This window comes from Haemophilus sp. HMSC071C11 (assembly GCF_001837655.1).
Lineage (GTDB): Bacteria > Pseudomonadota > Gammaproteobacteria > Enterobacterales > Pasteurellaceae > Haemophilus > Haemophilus influenzae.
The window spans coordinates 20,009-39,258 of record NZ_KV833444.1; the positions used below are offsets into that span (position 1 = coordinate 20,009).

At 37.4% G+C, this 19,250-nt stretch carries 17 protein-coding genes; 4 read left to right on the forward strand and 13 right to left on the reverse strand.

Going from position 1 to position 19,250, the window contains the following annotated elements:
* Window positions 1-4: 4 nt before the first annotated feature.
* The 9 genes from secD to uvrA all read right to left on the reverse strand — a co-directional run bounded on the left by secD (window position 5) and on the right by uvrA (window position 13,749).
* A complete protein-coding gene (gene secD, locus HMPREF2644_RS07465; RefSeq protein ID WP_005653411.1) occupies window positions 5-1,855 on the reverse strand; it encodes a protein translocase subunit SecD in 1,851 nt (616 codons plus the stop codon).
* A gap of 69 nt (window positions 1,856-1,924) precedes the next feature.
* Window positions 1,925-2,218, reverse strand: coding sequence for a preprotein translocase subunit YajC (gene yajC / locus HMPREF2644_RS07470; RefSeq protein WP_005645638.1), 294 nt, complete (start codon window positions 2,216-2,218; stop codon window positions 1,925-1,927).
* Window positions 2,219-2,325: 107 nt separating this feature from the next.
* Window positions 2,326-2,547, reverse strand: a complete 222-nt coding sequence (locus HMPREF2644_RS07475; protein WP_005653410.1) for a sulfurtransferase TusA family protein — start codon at window positions 2,545-2,547, stop codon at window positions 2,326-2,328.
* On the reverse strand, window positions 2,544-3,062 hold the full coding sequence (locus tag HMPREF2644_RS07480) for a hemerythrin domain-containing protein (RefSeq protein WP_005656166.1): 519 nt from the start codon (window positions 3,060-3,062) through the stop codon (window positions 2,544-2,546). Before HMPREF2644_RS07480 ends, HMPREF2644_RS07475 begins: the two co-directional genes overlap by 4 nt.
* Before the next feature lie 64 nt (window positions 3,063-3,126).
* Window positions 3,127-4,275: a tRNA guanosine(34) transglycosylase Tgt gene (gene tgt, locus HMPREF2644_RS07485; RefSeq protein WP_005645731.1), complete on the reverse strand. Its 1,149-nt coding sequence runs from the start codon at window positions 4,273-4,275 to the stop codon at window positions 3,127-3,129.
* A 344-nt stretch (window positions 4,276-4,619) separates the two neighbouring features.
* Complete coding sequence (gene queA, locus HMPREF2644_RS07490; protein WP_005660620.1) at window positions 4,620-5,711, reverse strand: tRNA preQ1(34) S-adenosylmethionine ribosyltransferase-isomerase QueA; 1,092 nt, start codon at window positions 5,709-5,711, stop codon at window positions 4,620-4,622.
* 123 nt (window positions 5,712-5,834) lie between these two features.
* Entirely contained in the window at window positions 5,835-6,281 is a 447-nt protein-coding gene (locus HMPREF2644_RS07495; RefSeq protein WP_005660622.1) for a hypothetical protein, read from the reverse strand.
* Window positions 6,282-6,423: 142 nt separating this feature from the next.
* Entirely contained in the window at window positions 6,424-10,599 is a 4,176-nt protein-coding gene (gene hap / locus HMPREF2644_RS07500; RefSeq protein ID WP_070828362.1) for an adhesion and penetration autotransporter Hap, read from the reverse strand.
* Window positions 10,600-10,917: 318 nt separating this feature from the next.
* The gene (gene uvrA, locus HMPREF2644_RS07505; protein WP_070828363.1) at window positions 10,918-13,749 is read right to left on the reverse strand and encodes an excinuclease ABC subunit UvrA; all 2,832 of its coding nucleotides are present in this window, start codon (window positions 13,747-13,749) and stop codon (window positions 10,918-10,920) included.
* Window positions 13,750-13,902: 153 nt separating this feature from the next.
* Between uvrA and HMPREF2644_RS07510 the strand changes: the two genes are divergently transcribed.
* Window positions 13,903-14,409: a single-stranded DNA-binding protein gene (locus HMPREF2644_RS07510; RefSeq protein WP_012054898.1), complete on the forward strand. Its 507-nt coding sequence runs from the start codon at window positions 13,903-13,905 to the stop codon at window positions 14,407-14,409.
* Between the two features lie 177 nt (window positions 14,410-14,586).
* Here the strand turns inward: HMPREF2644_RS07510 and HMPREF2644_RS07515 are convergent, their stop codons facing one another.
* From HMPREF2644_RS07515 to bcp, 4 genes are all read right to left on the reverse strand, one after another.
* A complete protein-coding gene (locus tag HMPREF2644_RS07515; protein ID WP_005692201.1) occupies window positions 14,587-15,381 on the reverse strand; it encodes an energy transducer TonB in 795 nt (264 codons plus the stop codon).
* 9 nt (window positions 15,382-15,390) lie between these two features.
* Window positions 15,391-15,834: a TonB system transport protein ExbD gene (gene exbD / locus HMPREF2644_RS07520; RefSeq protein ID WP_005694050.1), complete on the reverse strand. Its 444-nt coding sequence runs from the start codon at window positions 15,832-15,834 to the stop codon at window positions 15,391-15,393.
* Between the two features lie 3 nt (window positions 15,835-15,837).
* Window positions 15,838-16,290, reverse strand: coding sequence for a TonB-system energizer ExbB (exbB, locus tag HMPREF2644_RS07525; RefSeq protein WP_005648856.1), 453 nt, complete (start codon window positions 16,288-16,290; stop codon window positions 15,838-15,840).
* 168 nt (window positions 16,291-16,458) lie between these two features.
* Window positions 16,459-16,926: a thioredoxin-dependent thiol peroxidase gene (bcp, locus tag HMPREF2644_RS07530; protein ID WP_005668209.1), complete on the reverse strand. Its 468-nt coding sequence runs from the start codon at window positions 16,924-16,926 to the stop codon at window positions 16,459-16,461.
* A gap of 100 nt (window positions 16,927-17,026) precedes the next feature.
* Here bcp and dapA point away from each other — a divergent pair, with 100 nt between their 5' ends.
* The 3 genes from dapA to hpf all read left to right on the forward strand — a co-directional run bounded on the left by dapA (window position 17,027) and on the right by hpf (window position 19,176).
* A complete protein-coding gene (gene dapA, locus HMPREF2644_RS07535; RefSeq protein ID WP_050846026.1) occupies window positions 17,027-17,923 on the forward strand; it encodes a 4-hydroxy-tetrahydrodipicolinate synthase in 897 nt (298 codons plus the stop codon).
* 110 nt (window positions 17,924-18,033) lie between these two features.
* Entirely contained in the window at window positions 18,034-18,663 is a 630-nt protein-coding gene (gene bamC / locus HMPREF2644_RS07540) for an outer membrane protein assembly factor BamC (RefSeq protein ID WP_070828364.1), read from the forward strand.
* A gap of 189 nt (window positions 18,664-18,852) precedes the next feature.
* Window positions 18,853-19,176, forward strand: a complete 324-nt coding sequence (gene hpf / locus HMPREF2644_RS07545; RefSeq protein WP_005653397.1) for a ribosome hibernation-promoting factor, HPF/YfiA family — start codon at window positions 18,853-18,855, stop codon at window positions 19,174-19,176.
* The last annotated feature ends 74 nt before the right edge of the window (window positions 19,177-19,250 follow it).

Consider the following 19,250-nt stretch of genomic DNA (forward strand, 5'->3'; position numbering starts at 1 on the left):
CCGCCTAAATTAATAATTTTTTAAGTTGTTTGCCGCCGTAAAGGGCATTAACTAATGCGCGAGTTCCAGTAATCGCGGTAAACATAGAAATCGCAACACCAAGTGAAAGCGTAATCGCAAAACCTTGAATTGGGCCTGTTCCTACCGCGTATAGAATAATTGCGGTTAAGATTGTGGTTAAGTTAGCATCAAAAATAGAAGTAAATGCACCGTTATAACCTTCATTAATGGCTTGCTGAATTGAACGACCATTACGAATTTCTTCTTTAATACGTTCAAAAATCAATACATTCGCATCTACTGACATACCTAAAGTTAAAACGATACCCGCAATACCCGGCATTGAAAGTGTCGCGCCGGGTAAAATAGACATTAATCCCACAAGTAATACGATATTAATAACAAGTGCAAAACTTGCAATCACACCAAACATTTTGTAGTAAAACAACATAAAGGCAATAACAGCAACTAATCCCCAAAGACTCGCATTAATCCCTTGCTCTACGTTTTGTGCACCTAATGATGGGCCAATTGTGCGTTCTTCAACAATTTGAATTGGTGCAATTAATGCGCCAGATTTCAACAAGGTAGAAAGATTATGTGCTTCGGCAATACTATCAACACCAGTAATTTGGAAATTAGAACCAAAACGACCTTGAATTGTTGCAACATTAATAACTTCTTCATGCTTTTCTAAAATGGTTTTGCCATTTTCATCTTTTTTGCCATTATCTTTATATTCAACATAAAGCGTTGCCATTGGTTTTTTGTAATATTTTTTAGTGGTCTGAGACATAATCTCGCCACCTTCGCTATCCAAGGTTACACTCACTTGCGGCGTGCTTGAATGCTGATCTAAACCAGAGCTTGAATTAATGATATGCTCCCCACCTAATACGGCACGTTTAAATAATGCAACAGGATGCCCTTGGCGATCATATTTAACTTCCGAATCAGCTGGTAACATATTACGAGAAATAGCATCAGCTGTAACATTTTGATTTACGATACGAAACTCAAGTGTTGCCGTTGCCCCTAAAATTTCTTTTGCGCGTGCAGTGTCTTGAACACCTGGTAATTCAATCACAATACGTTCAGCACCTTGACGTTGAATTACCGCTTCTGCAACACCTAATTCAGCAACACGTTTACGTAAAATCGTTAAGTTTTGCTCAATGGCTAAGTCGCGTGCTTCATTTAATGCTGCAGTAGATAGCCCTAAATTAATACTATCAGCATCAGGCTCAGTAATGTCTAATGTTGGATGTAATTGGCGAATAATTCGCTCAGCTTTAGCACGCTGGCTCACATTAGCTAAGGTTATCAACGTACCAAAATGCTCTGTATTTTTAATGGCAGTATATTGAATTTTTTCTTTGCGAAGTTCGCCACGCAAACTGTCTTGTAATTGCTCTTGGCGTTTTACAAGTGCGGCATTCATATCGACTTCCATCAAAAAACGAACCCCACCGCGTAAGTCTAATCCCCATTTCATAGGATTCGCACCAAACATACTTAACCAAGCTGGAGTGGCTGGAGCAAGATTTAATGCGGTGGTGTAATTATTGCCAAGACGTTCAGCAATTTTATCTTTAGCAAGAAGTTGATCATCGGTATTAGTAAAACGAGCTAGAATTGAGCCATTCTCAAGCACGATAGATTTGGTTGGAAGATTATTGGTTTTAAGCACATCTTGAACTTGTCCAAGCACGCTAGTATTTGCTTCTTGACCGCGCGTACCGGAAATTTGCACCGCAGGATCTTCACCATAAATATTTGGAAGAGAATATAAAATCCCGATGGCCACAATAAAAATAACCATCAAATTCTTCCATAATGGATAACGGTTTAACATAGTTTTCCTTTTCTTTTCTAACGCACAGAGCCACAATGCGTGGCTCTGGAAAATAATTTAACGTTACTCTTAAAGTGATTTTAATGAACCTTTAGGAAGAACGCTCACAATGTAGTTACGATTAATCGTAATTTCTGTCGTGTCGTTTAACGCAATCACGATGCTATCACTACCTTCGGTTACTTTAGTAATTTTGCCTATTAAACCACCAGCAGTTAAAACTTCAGTACCTTTTGCAAGCTCAGACATCAATTTTTTGTGTTCTTTATTGCGTTTAGCTTGCGGGCGATAAATCATAAAGTAGAAAATTAAACCAAAGATCACGAAAATAAATAGCGTGGACATTGGACTTTGTGCTTCCATTGTGTTTTCCTTATTAATTTAAGTTAAAAATTTTGCGTAAAATACCATAAATTGCTTCATTGGGAAAGGCGAACTAAGCCCAATATCCTACGTTATGGCGATTAATTTTATTTTTTCAAGATAACGATAAATTCTTTTTCCGAAGCGTAATATTGCTCGACTAAAGCAACAGAATTTTCTTCGGCAAAAATAGAAAAATTTTCCACCGCACTTTCAAGGTTTAAGATCAACATTAGCTCATCATTTTTATTCAAATTTTTTAAGGCTTTTTTGGCACTTAAAAGAGGAATGGGGCATCGAAGTGCGGTTAAATTGAGCTGATATTTCATTCTTTAACTTGACGACGAGCACTCATGCGCTTGCCCATTTCAGTCAAAATATCCGCACTTAAGCATTCACGCCCCATTTCAAATAACGGCTCTTCTAACGCAATATGACGATCATAACCTTGAATAAAGCGTTCAATTAAATATTCATCAATATTTTGACGTTGTTCAGAAATAAGCTCTTCTAACTGCACAGATAATGCATTCCAATTTTCATGCAAATATTCGTGCTGTTTTTCTAATTCATCAATGGAAGTTTGTGCTTGCGGAGCCACTTTGACTAATTGAGGGAAAAAATCTGATTCTTCATCATCGTGATGTAACGGTGCGGCACGATTGAAATAAGTTAAAATTTGCTCAACATCATTTAACACAGCCTGAGTATAGCCGTGTTTTTCTAGATAATCAGGCAAAATGCTTAACTGACGACAAAAACGTTTTACTTTACTATGACAAGCATAAAGCATTTCAATAGGTTCATTCCATGTGGCGAATTGTTGAGGTTCAAGAATTTGCATAAGATTTCCTTTATTAAAAAGTGCGGTCAAAAAACGTTTTATTTTTCTACCGCACTTTCATCAATTATGATTTATCCGCTAATTGTAATGGCGGAACAGGTTTGCCCATGCGAGCATAGAATTCCACCACAAAATCATCAAAACGATCGTCTTCAATCGCTTGACGAATTTCCGCCATTAAACGTTGATAATAGCGTAAATTGTGAATGGTATTTAAGCGTGCACCTAAAATTTCACCGCATTTATCTAAATGATATAAATACGCTTTGGTGTAGTTTTTACAGGTGTAGCAATCACATTCAGGATCTAACGGGCTGGTATCATCACGATATTTTGCATTACGGATTTTGACAATGCCGTCTGTCACAAATAAATGGCCATTACGTGCGTTACGGGTTGGCATTACGCAGTCAAACATATCAATGCCACGACGCACGCCTTCCACTAAATCTTCTGGTTTACCCACGCCCATTAAATAACGTGGTTTGTCAGCTGGGATTTGTGGGCAGATGTATTCTAAAATGCGGTGCATATCTTCTTTTGGTTCGCCTACCGCTAAACCGCCCACCGCATAACCGTCAAAACCAATATTGACTAAGCCTTCTAATGAGACTTTACGTAATTCTTCAAATACACCGCCTTGGATAATACCAAATAGGGCATTTTTATTGCCTAATTCATCAAAGCGATCGCGGCTGCGTTTTGCCCAACGAAGTGACATTTCCATAGATTTTTTCGCATAATCGAAAGTCGCTGGATAAGGCGTACATTCATCGAAAATCATTACGATATCAGAACCCAAATCATATTGAATTTCCATGGATTTTTCAGGCGAAAGGAAGATTCGCTCACCGTTAATTGGGTTTTGGAATTTTACGCCTTCTTCGGTAATTTTACGTAATTTACCTAAACTGAATACTTGGAAACCGCCACTGTCAGTCAAAATCGGGCGATGCCATTGCATAAAATCGTGCAAATCACCGTGTTTACGCATCACTTCCTGTCCTGGACGAAGCCATAAATGGAAGGTGTTACCCAGTAAAATTTCTGCACCTGTCGCACGCACTTCTTCTGGTGTCATGCCTTTTACCGTGCCATAAGTACCCACTGGCATAAACGCAGGGGTTTCTACACTGAACGTGCCTTGTGGACGTTCAAACACCAAGCGACCGCGACGAGCATTGCCGCTTGTTTTATCTAATTCATACTTCATTTTTGCTCCAACGAATAAACAGTTCGAAGATTTTTTTGAACAAAAAAGCCTGTTAAAAAATACAGGCTTTGTGATATCATATTTTCAATGCTCTTTGAGCAGAGGCGGATCTACTAAGATAGTCCGCCAGTTGCCGCTGTCGGGCTATTTCGTAGATCCTGAGTTTGTTAATCATACTAAGGATAAAAATATGACTAAATTTATGATTAAGTTGGTCATCATTATTCTACTTTGCCTGTTATTGAAAAGTAGCACTGGCTATTAGTAGTTGATGCCGACAAGAGATGGTTACCGCCATCTCTTGTTCTTTATTGTAGGTGCTGACTAATTACAAGTCAAACAACTTATTCCAACTCTCTCACATTAGAATTTTTATTAATAAACATCGCATCGCCATAACTAAAGAAACGATATTTTTCTTGCACTGCATGCTTATACGCATTCATGGTATTTTTATAACCAGCAAAAGCTGAAACTAACATAATCAAAGTGCTTTCAGGTAAGTGGAAATTAGTAATTAAGCAATCCACCACTCGGAATTTTTTACCCGGATAAATAAAAATAGAGGTATCAGAAAAATAAGGCTCAATTAAATCTGGATTACCAAATTCTTCCGCAGAAAGTGCCGCACTTTCAATAGAACGAACAGAAGTAGTTCCCACTGCAATTACACGTTTGCCGGCTTTTTTTGTTGCGATAATCGCATTGCAAACTTCTTGAGAAACTTCTACATATTCTGCATGCATCACATGATCTTCAATATTTTCTACACGAACTGGCTGAAATGTTCCCGCGCCCACATGCAATGTAACAAATTCAAAATTCACGCCTTTTGCTTTGAGTTTTTCAAGTAAATTTTCATCAAAATGCAAACCAGCCGTTGGTGCTGCTACCGCACCTGGTACTTTACTATAAACCGTTTGATAACATTCTTTATCGGCTTCTTCATCTGGACGGTCAATATAAGGCGGTAATGGCATATGCCCAATGATTTGCAACACATCTAAAAGAGCGGTTGATTTATCACTTAATTCCACTTCAAACAACGAGCTATGACGAGCTTTCATTACTGCTTTAATACCATTATTTTCGCCTAATTTATCTTCACCTAAAAATAATTCCGCCCCTTCTTTGGGTGATTTCGATGAACGAATATGCGCTAAGAAACGATGTTCATCTAACATTCTCTCAACTAAAACTTCAATTTTGCCACCACTGGCTTTACGCCCAAACATTCTTGCAGGAATAACGCGCGTATTATTAAAAATCAACAAATCGCCTTCATCAATTAAATCTAATACATCAGAAAAAGTGCGGTGAAAAATTTCTCCGTTTTCACCATTTAACTGTAATAAACGACAAGAAACACGATCAGTTTTAGGATAACGAGCAATTAATTCATCGGGTAAATCAAAGTTAAAGTCTGAAACACGCATAATAAAATTTAGGTTAAATAAAATAGGCGGTAAGTCTAGTTTGAATTGAAAATGATCTCAAGAAAAAAACTTTCCTCGGGGAAGATAAAATAACCAGCAATTATGCTGGTTATTTGGGATTAATTATAAATTTGCTTTTTTAGTTGCTTTTACGTTTACATCACAATTTTTAACGATGATGTTATCGCTAGATTTACCTTTTTGAATTAAATTTACAGGCACAACAGAATCAAATTTATCTAACGTTAAGCCACTATCTACATTCCAAACATAATCCCCAGAAACGAAACTTGTAAAGTCATTTTGTGATTTATCACGAGTAAAATCTTTGGCAATAATGCCATCGCCCACACTTACCATTGCGGCAACTGGTTCTTGGTTTTCAAATTGATACACAGCAGTCACCGTTTGTTTATTGCAGGAATATACAACTGTTTTATCAGTTATTGTTGGAAGTGTTTGCATTTCAGCTATTTGCGCAGATGATTTTGTCATTTCAGGTGCATCCTTTGCACAAGCAGATAATACGACTACAGCAGCAAATGTGGGTAAAATTTTAGTTAAATTCATTATTAAATCCTCTTAATTAATCCCTATATAGGGTGCTACTTAGATACCTTTAATAAAATAAAGTTCCATTATTGGAATAAAAAAGGTGGGATTTGATCTGCCCCACCTTGTTTATCAATAAACGATAAAATTATGTTGATTTTTACCAACGATACCCCAATTTCACGCCCACATTTTGCTGTTTGCCGAGTTGTGAACCTTGAGATTTTGAGATAAAAGCGGAAAGTTGGAAATGTAAAATTTCTGCCTTTAATCCCACTTCTTTTTGCCAATAACGCCCAAATGATTGTTGCAACATCGTGCGATTTACAGTGGTTTGTACGTTAGCGTTTGAAACATCAACATAATTTACGAAGAAATAAGGCTTAATGCTGATATTATCTGTCGGGGTAAATGTATAATCAACTCGAATGCCAGCATTATAGCGATTAAATACAAGGCTCGGTGTTTGCACTTTCACTTCTTCAGATTGATAATTTTCACGTTCAATAAAATATCGATTAACACCCAAATAAGGCTGAATACCCAATTGCCCTAAACGGAACTGATAACTTGCATTCACACCATAATTTATCGCTTTTCGATGAATTTTTCGGCTTTGTTCTTCAGCCATTTTACTCGCACTAATTCCCGCACCCACGTTTACACCAAATTGTAAATCGCCCCATTGATATTGGGCAAAACCAGACATCATCGCTAATGTCGCGTGATTTTTAACCTGTTCGTCAAAGGTATTATCTGAACGGCTATGCGAGAAAACCGCCCCAATTCGTCCATTATCTAAGGCTTTTTGCACCCCAATTTGACGCAAGTTCGTTTTCTGCTGATAAGCACGGAACGCATCAGAATCATAGCGTCTTTTATCCTGTGCGATATTTGTCCACACGGCAGATTGTGCTTGATCTACAAAAAGACGATCCAATTCATCTTGAACGGAAAGCATACTATTTACTGTCGCAGACAACTCCGATAACGCACTATTTGAGTAACGGCTGATCAATTCTTTTTGTTTGCGTTGTCTTTTCTCTTCTTCCTCTTGAGTTTGAGGTTCTTTTTTCACTTGCTGTTGGGCATCAATAACCTCAAGTGCGGCTTGTAATATTTGATCAGGCAGGGTATCAGAAAACTCTCTCGCAGCTCTTTTTGACCGCACTTTTTTTGCCTTACTTGTTTGTGTTTCAGTAGTCAGAGCTTGTTTGGCTTCTAATGCGTTTAACAGGCTTTGAGCAGGCAGGGGATCAGAAAACACCGCTCTTCTTGACCGCACTCTTGCCTTACTTGTTTGTGTTTTAGCAGTCTGTTCAACTTGTTTGGCTTCTAATGTTCGTTCTGCTTGCTCTGCTCTTACTAAATCATTGCGCAATTCCTGCTCTTTGATTGGGTTATGCAAGCGGAATTCGCCCTTATTCTTCACTAATTTATAACGTAATGCACCTGCATCAACGTGGTCATTTTCTAAAGTAAATTTGAGTTTGTCTGATAACGGTTGATTATCTTTGCTTTCAACCAAAGTTAATTGCTCAAGGGCTTCGGGTTCTTTGCCTGTGTTGCGAACAGATAATGTGTAATCGCCCTCAGCGTCATTGGATAATTTTAATTTATCGCTTTTATAGCCAAATAAAGATGAAGTAAATTGGAATGTGCCTTGCCCGCTCAATTTACCATTTACTGTCAATGTGTTGAAACGATGTTCTGCCGATGTTGGCGTTGTTTCCGTCTCTAATGAACGGCGGTGACGTGGCGCATTATTTGAGCTAGCTGAATAAGCTGAATTTAACGTAACAGTACTATTATTTAGCGTTAAATTCTGCAATGTGGCATCGCTAGGCATTGTCCAAGTCGCATTTTCCAACGTCACTGTTGTGCCTTTGTCGCCCTGAATTTGGTGCGAAAAATGGCTGTTTTTTAAAGAAAATTGAGCAGAATCCGTTAAATTCACATTACCATTTAACGTGGCATTATCTACTGTTGCATTTGCGTGATTTGAAAGTTTGATATTGCCTATTTGGGTGGCATTGTTGCTCAATGTAAATTGGCTGTGATCTATTAAAGTGACATTACCATTAAGTTTTGCTAAACCATTAATATTCACTGTTGCATTATCAGTTAAATTAATAGAACCATTAATTTGTGTTGTCGGTATGGAATCAATAACTTTTTTATCGGTTAAATTAACTGTTTTACAAGTCGTTAATCCTGTCCAATCTGAACGCGTGCAAATGGTATTTTGCTGATTTGGCACAACACCAAATGTGGCATTTGCATTATTGCTGACTGTCCAATTTCCCTCAATTGAAGAAACATTGCGAGAAACCACCGCACTTCCGCCTTTAATTTGGAAGTTTTCAGCTTTAAATGTGCGGTTGATCCAATCGTCATCAATAACCACTTCGCCTTGAGGTCGTCCGAGCTCGTTTGGGCGATTTAAATGGTTGTAAGCGTGTGGCGTTGGGCGACCACTAAACACTAAAGTGCCGCCTTCTTGAGTAATATTGCCTTTTAAATTTGTTCCACCTGATAGAAGGAAGTGATTATCTTTGTTAAGCGGATTGTAATTAACATTCAAACGGCCAGTATTTTTAGTATCATCTTTATCACCAAACCAACCATTAAAAGCAATATCACGTTTATTGGTTAAATCGCCTGTGTTGTTATTAATGGTGTCGCTGCCAGTAATGGTCACTGTAGATTCTGTTGTGGCATTGTGATTAACAATCATCGCGCCCTCGTCCGTATTTTGGATACGTTTAAAGGTTAATGAATGCCCGTTAAGATCTAAGCGACCACCACGAAATCCGAAATAGATATTGTTAGGATCAACTTGATCTGCACTATTTAGTTGAACGGTAGCTCTACCACTTACAATGCCAACTTCTTTAAAGGCTTGTTTTTGACCCGCTTCATCTGCTTGTTGATCTAAAATGACGCGACCATTACCCGCACTTAAACTTCCTAAATTCTTTCCCTTACCATTGACTAATAAAGTGCCTGTACCAATTTTAGATAGGCGATCATTTTCAGGATTGTGAACTTTCCATTCAACAGTTGCATCTTGTCCAATAGATACGCCAGCACCTTGCCAAGTTATATTATTTTGACTGCCTTTTACAACAAAATTACCTTCAAAGTACAATCCGCCAGCACCTTGATTTATATTATTTTCAATTGTTAAAATTCCTGTTCCTTGATCACCAAAGTAAATACTTTTCCCATGATGTAATGCTGGCGACCATGGATTAGGACCTTTATAAGAGGGAGATTCATCGCCTTTATTACCGCCTCTTAAATCATAAGGTTTACTGATATCATATAGTCCTACTGTTTGTGGTGGTTGTTTTGCACGTACAGGTAATGAACTTTGAATTGTAGTTACTATACCATTATGACTTTCTCCAATTTTAAAGGTATATTCTGCATTGGTATCAAAAAAGTTTGCTGCCATATCATTATCAAATACTTCCTGAAAGTAGTCTTTTCGTGCAATTTGATAACCATTCCCAACTGCTGCGGTTGGATGTCCCTCTCGCAATACACCATTTAAAAGCCATTTTTCTTGCTTTTTATCATAAATAAATAAAGGAGAGCCACTATCCCCTGCCGCACCTGCAATGGGTAGTGGACCATATTTATTAGGTGTCTGTACTCTTCCATTCAAATATAAGTAACCATTACCAGTACCACCATCCATAAAGGTATTACCACCTGTAAGCCAAGCACCGCCATAGGCTAAGTCTGCTTTAGTATTGTTTTTATCATCTTTCCAATATTGATGACCACTACCAGCACGGACCCGAATTGGATACCTTTCCAAGTCAATATAAGTATTACCATTCATATATGAAACCATTTCAATAGGCGCCACTTCCGTGACAAATTTAGCAAGTCTTGGATGTTGATAGTCGGTCATATAACGGTGCGTACTATCATTTTTATAGTTATAACGTTTGACGACTTTATATTTAAAACGATGTTGGTCTGGATTTCCCCCCTCCATACCAAAATCAACGCCATCATACCCTACATTATGTGCGACGCTAATTAAATGCTGCTCACTTATCAATGTTGAATAACCACCACGAACCATGGGAGATAAATCAGGCATAGGCACATCTTTCATCATCGTACCTATCATTTTCCCTTCTTTGTTATAAACCTCAATATTTTTAGCCCCAACTGTGAACTTCCCTTTATTCTCAGCAAAATCACGATAATATTGGTAGTCAATCCCAAAATAAGTATGACCTGCCCACGCTTGCGATACTATCCCTAATGAAATGCAAGCGGTTAAAAAATTCAGACGAAATACAGTTTTTTTCATAATGTTTATTTAATTAAGTAATTTTTCGTATTAAAAAATACGTGGTTAAACGACTATTGAACAATAAAAGTGCGGTGATTTTCTAAGGGATTTTAGCTAAAAAAACGAACTAAAAGGCACAAAAGAAAATAAATGAGTAAAACTATATAGTAATTAAGCCAAAATTTCTAGGTTTTTGCTTAATACTTAGTGGGTAATCTAATCTTGCGATGTGGTAATATTGTATATAATTTACATAGGCGACTAAAGTTAAAACAATATCACTAATAAAATAACCGCACTTTATGTGAGTTTTCTCTGAAAGTGCGGTCATTTTTTCTAAGGTTTTTCTAAAATCAGTTTAAGGAAGCAAGCGGTGTGGGAGCTTTTTACTTTAGCAACTTGCTCTGGTGTACCCGTCGCAATAATTTGTCCGCCGCCACTGCCTCCCTCTGGGCCAAGATCGACAATCCAGTCTGCGGTTTTAATCACATCAAGATTGTGTTCAATGACGACAATAGTATTTCCTTGGTCGCGTAATCGATGCAATACTTCAAGTAATTGCTTAATGTCAGCAAAATGCAAACCAGTCGTCGGTTCATCTAGAATATACAAAGTTTTACCCGTATCACGTTTAGAAAGCTCGGTCGCTAGCTTAACGCGTTGTGCTTCGCCGCCTGAAAGTGTTGTGGAAGATTGACCTAATCGAATATAGGATAATCCCACATCCATCAAGGTTTGTAATTTTCTTGCAATCATTGGAATCGCATCAAAAAACTCGCGAGCTTCTTCCACTGTCATATCTAAAACTTGATGAATTGTTTTGCCTTTATAACGAATTTCTAAGGTTTCGCGATTATAGCGTTTGCCTTTACATTGGTCGCAAGGAACATAAACATCGGGCAAAAAGTGCATTTCAACTTTGAGTACACCATCGCCCTGACAGGCTTCACAGCGTCCACCTCGTACGTTAAAGCTAAAACGCCCAGGATTATAACCACGCGCACGCGCTTCTGGCACACCTGCAAAAAGCTCGCGAATTGGGGTAAATAAGCCTGTATAAGTGGCTGGATTTGAACGTGGCGTGCGTCCAATCGGGCTTTGGTTAATATCAATAACTTTATCGAAATGTTCTAATCCCTCGATAGATTGATAAGGTGCATAATCCGTCTTTTCCGCTCTATTTAACGCATTTTGCGCAAGTGGAAATAAGGTGTCATTAATAAGTGTGGATTTTCCCGAACCAGACACACCAGTTACGCAAGTAAACAAACCAACGGGAATATCTAAATTCACATTTTTTAAGTTATTACCTGATGCTCCTTTAAGTTTGAGCCATTTTTTCTTATCAAGTGCGGTGCGTTTTTTCGGGATTTCGATTTTATCTGCGCCCGATAAAAATTTTCCCGTGATGGAATTTGGATTGAGCATAATTTCATCGGCATTTCCTTGCGCAATAACTTGTCCGCCATGCACGCCAGCACCAGGTCCAATATCAATAATATGGTCAGCTGCACGAATCGCGTCTTCATCGTGCTCCACGACAATTACCGTATTACCAAGATTACGCAAATGAATTAACGTATTAAGTAAGCGTTCATTATCACGTTGGTGCAAGCCAATAGAGGGTTCATCTAATACATACATTACGCCAACAAGTCCCGCACCAATTTGACTCGCAAGGCGAATACGTTGAGCTTCACCGCCTGAAAGAGTTTCAGCAGAACGAGAAAGAGAAAGATAATTCAAACCAACATTGACTAAAAACTGCAAACGCTCGCGGATTTCTTTAAGAATTTTTTCCGCAATTTGCGCTTTTTGACCAGTGAGAGAAAGTGCGGTAAAAAATTCGAGGGTTTCGCCAATGCTTTTTTCCGCAATTATCGGCAAATTGGTTTTTCCAATATACACATTACGTGCTTCGGGTCGCAAACGAGAACCGCCACAATCTATACAAGGTCGATTGCTAATATTTTTCGCTAATTCTTCACGCACCGACATCGATTCTGTTTCTTTATATCGGCGAGCCATATTATTCAAAATCCCTTCAAAAGGATGCTTGCGAATAACCACATCGCCACGATCATTCATATATTGGAATTCAATTTCCTCTTTTCCTGAACCCTGCATAATGATGTGTTGAATTTTCTTTGGCAAAGATTCATAGGGCGCTTCAACATCAAAATGATAATGTTTCGCCAATGATGTAAGCATTTGATAATAATAGAAATTACGACGATCCCAACCTTTTACCGCACCACCAGCAAGAGAAATAGTTGGATTTTGCACCACACGATCTTCATCAAAATATTGCTGCACACCCAAGCCATCACAAGTTGGGCAAGCACCTGCAGGATTGTTAAAGGAAAATAAACGAGGCTCTAATTCTGGCACAGAATAACCACAATGCGGACAAGCAAAATTTGCCGAAAAAACTAATTCTTCTGCTTTCGGATTATCCATATCTGCCACAATTGCAGTGCCACCAGAAAGCTCTAATGCGGTTTCAAAAGATTCGGCTAAACGTGTTGCTAAATCTGACCGCACTTTAAAACGATCAACCACTACTTCAATAGTATGTTTTTTCTGTAAGGCTAATTTTGGCGGATCAGATAAATCGCAAATTTCGCCATCAATACGCGCACGAATATAACCTTGCGCAGCAATATTTTCTAAAATCTTGAGATGTTCGCCTTTTCGATTTTTGACAACTGGCGCAAGTAACATCATCTTGCTGTCTTCTGGCAAACTTAATACTTTATCCACCATTTGACTAATCGTTTGTGCCGTTAATGGAATATTATGATCGGGACAACGCGGCTCCCCTACTCGTGCAAACAATAAACGTAAATAATCGTAAATTTCCGTAATTGTTCCCACCGTAGAACGTGGATTGTGTGAGGTAGATTTTTGTTCAATGGAAATTGCAGGGGAAAGTCCCTCAATAGAATCCACATCAGGCTTTTCCATTAAAGACAAAAATTGACGTGCATACGCCGAAAGAGATTCAACATAGCGGCGTTGCCCTTCCGCATAAAGTGTATCAAAGGCTAAAGAGGATTTTCCCGAACCTGAAAGCCCAGTAATTACCACAAGTTTATTGCGTGGAATAGTTAAATTAATATTTTTCAGGTTATGGGTTCTAGCCCCGCGAATATCGATATTTTCCATAAAATAACTCAAAAGTATAAAATAAATGTAAATTTTGCGATCATTATCGCATATTTTAATATCTGTGCAAATATCCAGTTAAAATATATAGATCTTTTAAAAAATTTCAGGCAAAATAACCGCACTTTTTTAGATAAAAAATGAGGTTTTTTTATGGCTGGAATTAATAAAGTCATTATTGTAGGTCATTTAGGTAATGATCCTGAAATTCGTACTATGCCAAACGGCGATGCCGTTGCAAATATCAGCGTAGCAACCAGTGAAAGCTGGAACGACCGAAATACTGGCGAACGCCGTGAAGTAACAGAATGGCACCGCATTGTATTCTATCGTCGTCAAGCAGAGATTTGCGGCGAATATTTACGCAAAGGCTCTCAAGTGTATGTGGAGGGTCGTTTAAAAACACGTAAATGGCAAGATCAAAACGGTCAAGATCGCTACACCACAGAAATTCAAGGCGATGTAATGCAAATGCTTGGTGGGCGTAATCAAAACGCAGGTGGTTTCTCTAATGAGATGGGATCTTCACCACAACCTTCTTACCAAGCTCGTCAAACTAACAATGGTAATAGTTATCAATCATCTCGCCCAGCTCCACAACAAGCTGCACCACAGGCTGAGCCACCAATGGATGGATTTGATGACGATATTCCGTTCTAAATTACATAGATTGAAAAGTAAATGATAAAAATCAAAGAGAAGCTGAATAAAAGAGAGCTTCTCTTTTTATTTTACTAATTAAAAGGACTAAATCTATGATTATAGATTTAGCCCTTAATTTTATAGCTTTAGTTTTAGGGAAGATTAATTGCTACCATTTATCTTCCATATCACATTTTATTGAAGAGTAAAACTAATTTGCACACTTAAACTCGAAGGAAATCCTGCGGGTCTTGTTCCAACAGAGCGAGATACGTTAATAGCGTCTAATGCCGCCTTATCTAAACTTTCATCGCCTGAGGATTTTGTAACCTTAGCACCACTTAATGAACCATCAGCTCCTACATTAAAAGATACACTCACTTTTCCTTGTTTGCGCATTATCTTCGCTCGAGTTGGATAACGTTTATGGCTTTCAATTTCACGGCGGATTGCAGAACGGTAAGCCGCTATTTCACTCGTATCCGTTCCACTTCCTGCTACCTGTGCATTGCTATTAGCTGCACTTGTTGTACTTGCTTTATCATTTACGTTGGCACTTGAATCAATATTTTCATCGCCTTTTGGTAGCTCTTTATTGATTGGTTTCTTTTGTGGTTTAACCTCTTTTTTAGGTTTCTTCTTCGGCTTTTCTTTTGGTTTTGGCTTTTCCTTTTCCGGTTCTTTGATTTTTTTCGGTTCAGGTTTTATTGTTGGATCTTCTACAATTTCTTGTTTTTCTGGTTCTGGCTCTTTTTGTACATTTTCTGGCTCAGGCTCTGGCTCTTTTTGTACATCTTCTGGCTCTGGAGCAGGTTCTTCCAACACCATGCCCTGTAATAGCTCCATAGAAATACTTGTAGATATATCGCCTTGTGCGCTATTTGCACTATCACTTGGCTCATTCCAATTCCATAAGATAAATCCTATAACAATACCGTGTGCGATCAAAGAAATAAGCAAACCCAATAGCGAACGTTTTGTTTGCTGCATAATTATTCCTTACGGCGTAGTTGGTACAGATTGAGAAGGAGTAGATTCTTGAGAATTTTTACCCGCACTTTTTCCCTTATCTTTCATAGAAACAATTGCCACATTTTTGATTTCATTTTTAGAAAGCATATCTGTAATCGTCACAAAATCTTGGAAAGAGGCTTCGGCATCAATTTTTAAAGTTACTTTCTGATCTTTATTCCATTGAGCAATTTCTGCCTCTAGAGCTTCTTGAGAAATAGGTTTATCATTAAAATAGAGTTGTTTATCCGCTGTCACTGTCAATAATTTAGCTAGCTCGTCAGATTTAAATGCGACCGCTGTACTAGCTTTTGGTACATTTACTTGAATTTTACCTTGAGAGATAAAAGATGCAGTAATAAGCACCACAGTAAGTAGCACCAACATAATATCAATGAAAGGGATAATGTTGATTTCATCGAATTTTTTCACGAATTATTCCTTATCTTTTTGTTCGCTTAATACTTTCCATTTTAAACGATTAACTTCAACTTTACGCCCCAAACCGTTATAAAACACCATAGAGGGAATAGCCACTAGAATACCTAATGCAGTTGCTTTTAATGCTAAAGATAAGTGCAACATAATTACACTTGGATCAATATCGCCACCGCCGTGACCGATTTGATAGAAAGTTAATAAAATCCCGATAACTGTACCAAGTAATCCAACATAAGGCGCATTTGCACCGATGGTAGAAATCACTGTCATATTACGGTTTAAATCAATATCTAATGCATGAATAGTAGAATAATGTGCCACGCTTACCTTTCTTAAAAAAAGATAACGTTCAATTACCATCGCAAGCATAATAATGCTCATCAGTAATAATAAACCGATGATAAAATAATCACTGTACTGTTGTAAAAAATCAAAAAGTTGTACCATTTTTTTTCCTTGTTATTTGAGAAATTTTTTTGAGAATATAATTGAGAATGAATTTCAATCACTCGGGGAATTCTAGCAAAGGCTGAATAATGCGTAAACCTTGAATTTAAAAATTTCTGAATTTTTTACCGCACTTTATGTGGAAAAGTGCGGTTATTTTTTGAAATATTATAGGGAACGAAGATAATCAATGATCATTTGATGATGGTCTTTTATCTTAAATTTATCAAATACTTGCATAATATTTCCGCTTTCATTGATTAAAAAACTAATTCGATGAATACCGTCGTAAGTTCTCCCCATAAATTTTTTTTCGCCCCATACGCCAAATTGCTCCGCAACTTGATGATCAGGATCAGAAAGCAATGTGAAATTAAGTTCTTTTTTCTCAATAAATTGAGCTAATTTTTTCGGGGCATCAGGACTAATACCAAGTACAACTAAACCTAGTGCATCTAATTCAGATTTACTGTCGCGCAATCCGCAGGCTTGTGTGGTACAGCCTGGAGTGAGAGCCTTTGGATAAAAATAAATTAAAACTTTTTTACCACGAAAATCATTTAAAGAAACAAATTTTTCTTGTTGATTTAATAAGGTAAAAGCAGGTGCTTGATTACCAACAGATAATGGATTCATAAAAAACTCCTTTAATGAAAAAAAATTTGCAAATTAACGTTATTTTAGCGACTATAACAAGTGAAACCAAATAATAAAATTAAAAACCGACGGAGGTTATATGTCAGCGCAAAATCCTTTATTTTCGGGTAGCATAGTTGCCCTTGTTACGCCAATGAATCATTATGGCGAAGTCGATTTTTCCTGTTTAGAAAAATTAGTAGAACATCATATTGAAGCTGGTTCTAATGCGCTTGTTTCTGTGGGTACAACGGGAGAATCCGCCACGCTAAGTATTGAAGAAAATGTAAAAGTCATTGAAAAGACTGTTGAATTTGCCAAAGGACGTATTCCTATTATTGCGGGAGCGGGTGCAAATGCGACGAGTGAAGCAATTACAATGACCAAATTATTACGAGACAGTGGTGTAGCAGGATGTTTATCTGTTGTGCCTTATTATAATAAACCAACCCAAGAGGGAATGTATCAACATTTTAAAGCCATTGCGGAATGTACTGATTTACCGCAGATTCTTTATAATGTTCCTATTCGCACAGGCAGTGATATGAAACCAGAAACAGTTGCTCGTTTAGCTGAAATTGAAAATATTGTAGGCATTAAGGAAGCAACGGGAGATGTTAGCCGAATAGTTAAAATTAAGCAGCTTGCAGGTAAGAATTTTATTGTTTTAAGTGGCAATGATGCAACAGGCTTAGAAGCAATAAAATTAGGTGCTGAGGGAGTAATATCAGTAACAAATAACATTGCAGCAAAAGATATGGCTGATATGTGCCGTTATGCACTTGCGGGAGATTTTGATAAAGCGGAAGAAATTGATGCTCGTTTAATGCGTTTACATCACGACCTGTTCATTGAATCTAATCCAATTCCAGTGAAGTGGGCAGCTTATCGCTTAGGCTTAATTAAATCGCCACATTTACGCTTGCCACTTACAACACTTAGTGAAGAAATTCAACCAAAAGTAGAAGATGCGCTAAAAATCGCAGGATTGTTATAAAAATAAAGGGGTAAGTAATTACCCCTCACTTTTATGTATTATAGATCAGTAAAATGATCAAAAAGTGCGGTCAGAATTTATCAAATTTTCAATTTAGTTAAGGTTAATATATGAAAAAAATAATATTGAATTTAGTAACGGCTATTATTCTAGCTGGTTGTTCGTCTAATCCTGAAACCTTAAAAGCAACCAACGATTCATTTCAAAAATCTGAGACGAGCATTCCCCATTTTTCCCCTTTGGCTACTGGAGGGGTACAGTTACCAAAAGCTGATGATGCCTATTCATTACCTAATATTGAAGTGAAAAAAGGGGAAGATATTGATATTCGCCCACCATTAATCCCTCTCGCTATTATTCAAAATTCAATAACAAAATTTGATGGCGAACGTTCGTTGATTGTCTATCCAAAACAACAGGCAAAACTATATAATCTTCAGCAAGTTGAGCGTTTATTGAAAGATGAGGGTATTTCATCAACAACAGATGGTTCGATTTTAACAACTGATTGGGCAAAAACAGAACGAATTGGCGATAAATCTATAGAAATAAAATATCAAATAGAACAAGTTATGACAGCTGATGTAAGTGCGCTTACCGTATCTATTTTACATATGCGCCGAGATGGTATTATTTTTACACCAAATGTATCAGATAAACAATATTATACTTCGGAACGTTTAAATCGCATTGTTTTAACACTCACTACCGCGTATAACAAACAATTACAGGATTTATAAAGTACTTTAATTCAATAGGGGGCGTCATATAATAATTTCTCTAAAATAATAAATGTTTAAAAATGAGACATAGATCATCCTTTTGAAAATTACTCTGATATTTATCTTTAAAACACTTGAAAATCTAAAATAAGAACACTATTTTGTTATTAACTAGAATTTAAATCACGCAACAAAGAGGTAAATGCTATGACACTTAATATTACCAGTAAACAAATGGACATCACTCCTGCAATTCGTGAACACTTGGAGGAAAGACTTGCGAAGTTAGGTAAGTGGCAAACGCAGTTAATTAGCCCACATTTTGTTTTAAACAAAGTACCTAATGGATTTAGTGTCGAAGCCTCTATTGGCACACCCTTAGGCAATTTATTAGCCAGTGCAACTTCAGATGATATGTATAAAGCAATTAATGAAGTGGAAGAAAAATTAGAACGTCAGCTTAATAAACTTCAACATAAAAGTGAATCTCGCCGAGCTGATGAACGTTTAAAAGATTCTTTTGAAAACTAAATACTGTAGATAAAATCTAATCTGGCAGTCTTATTGTAAAATGATATGTCTGTCAGATTAATTTTAGATGAAAC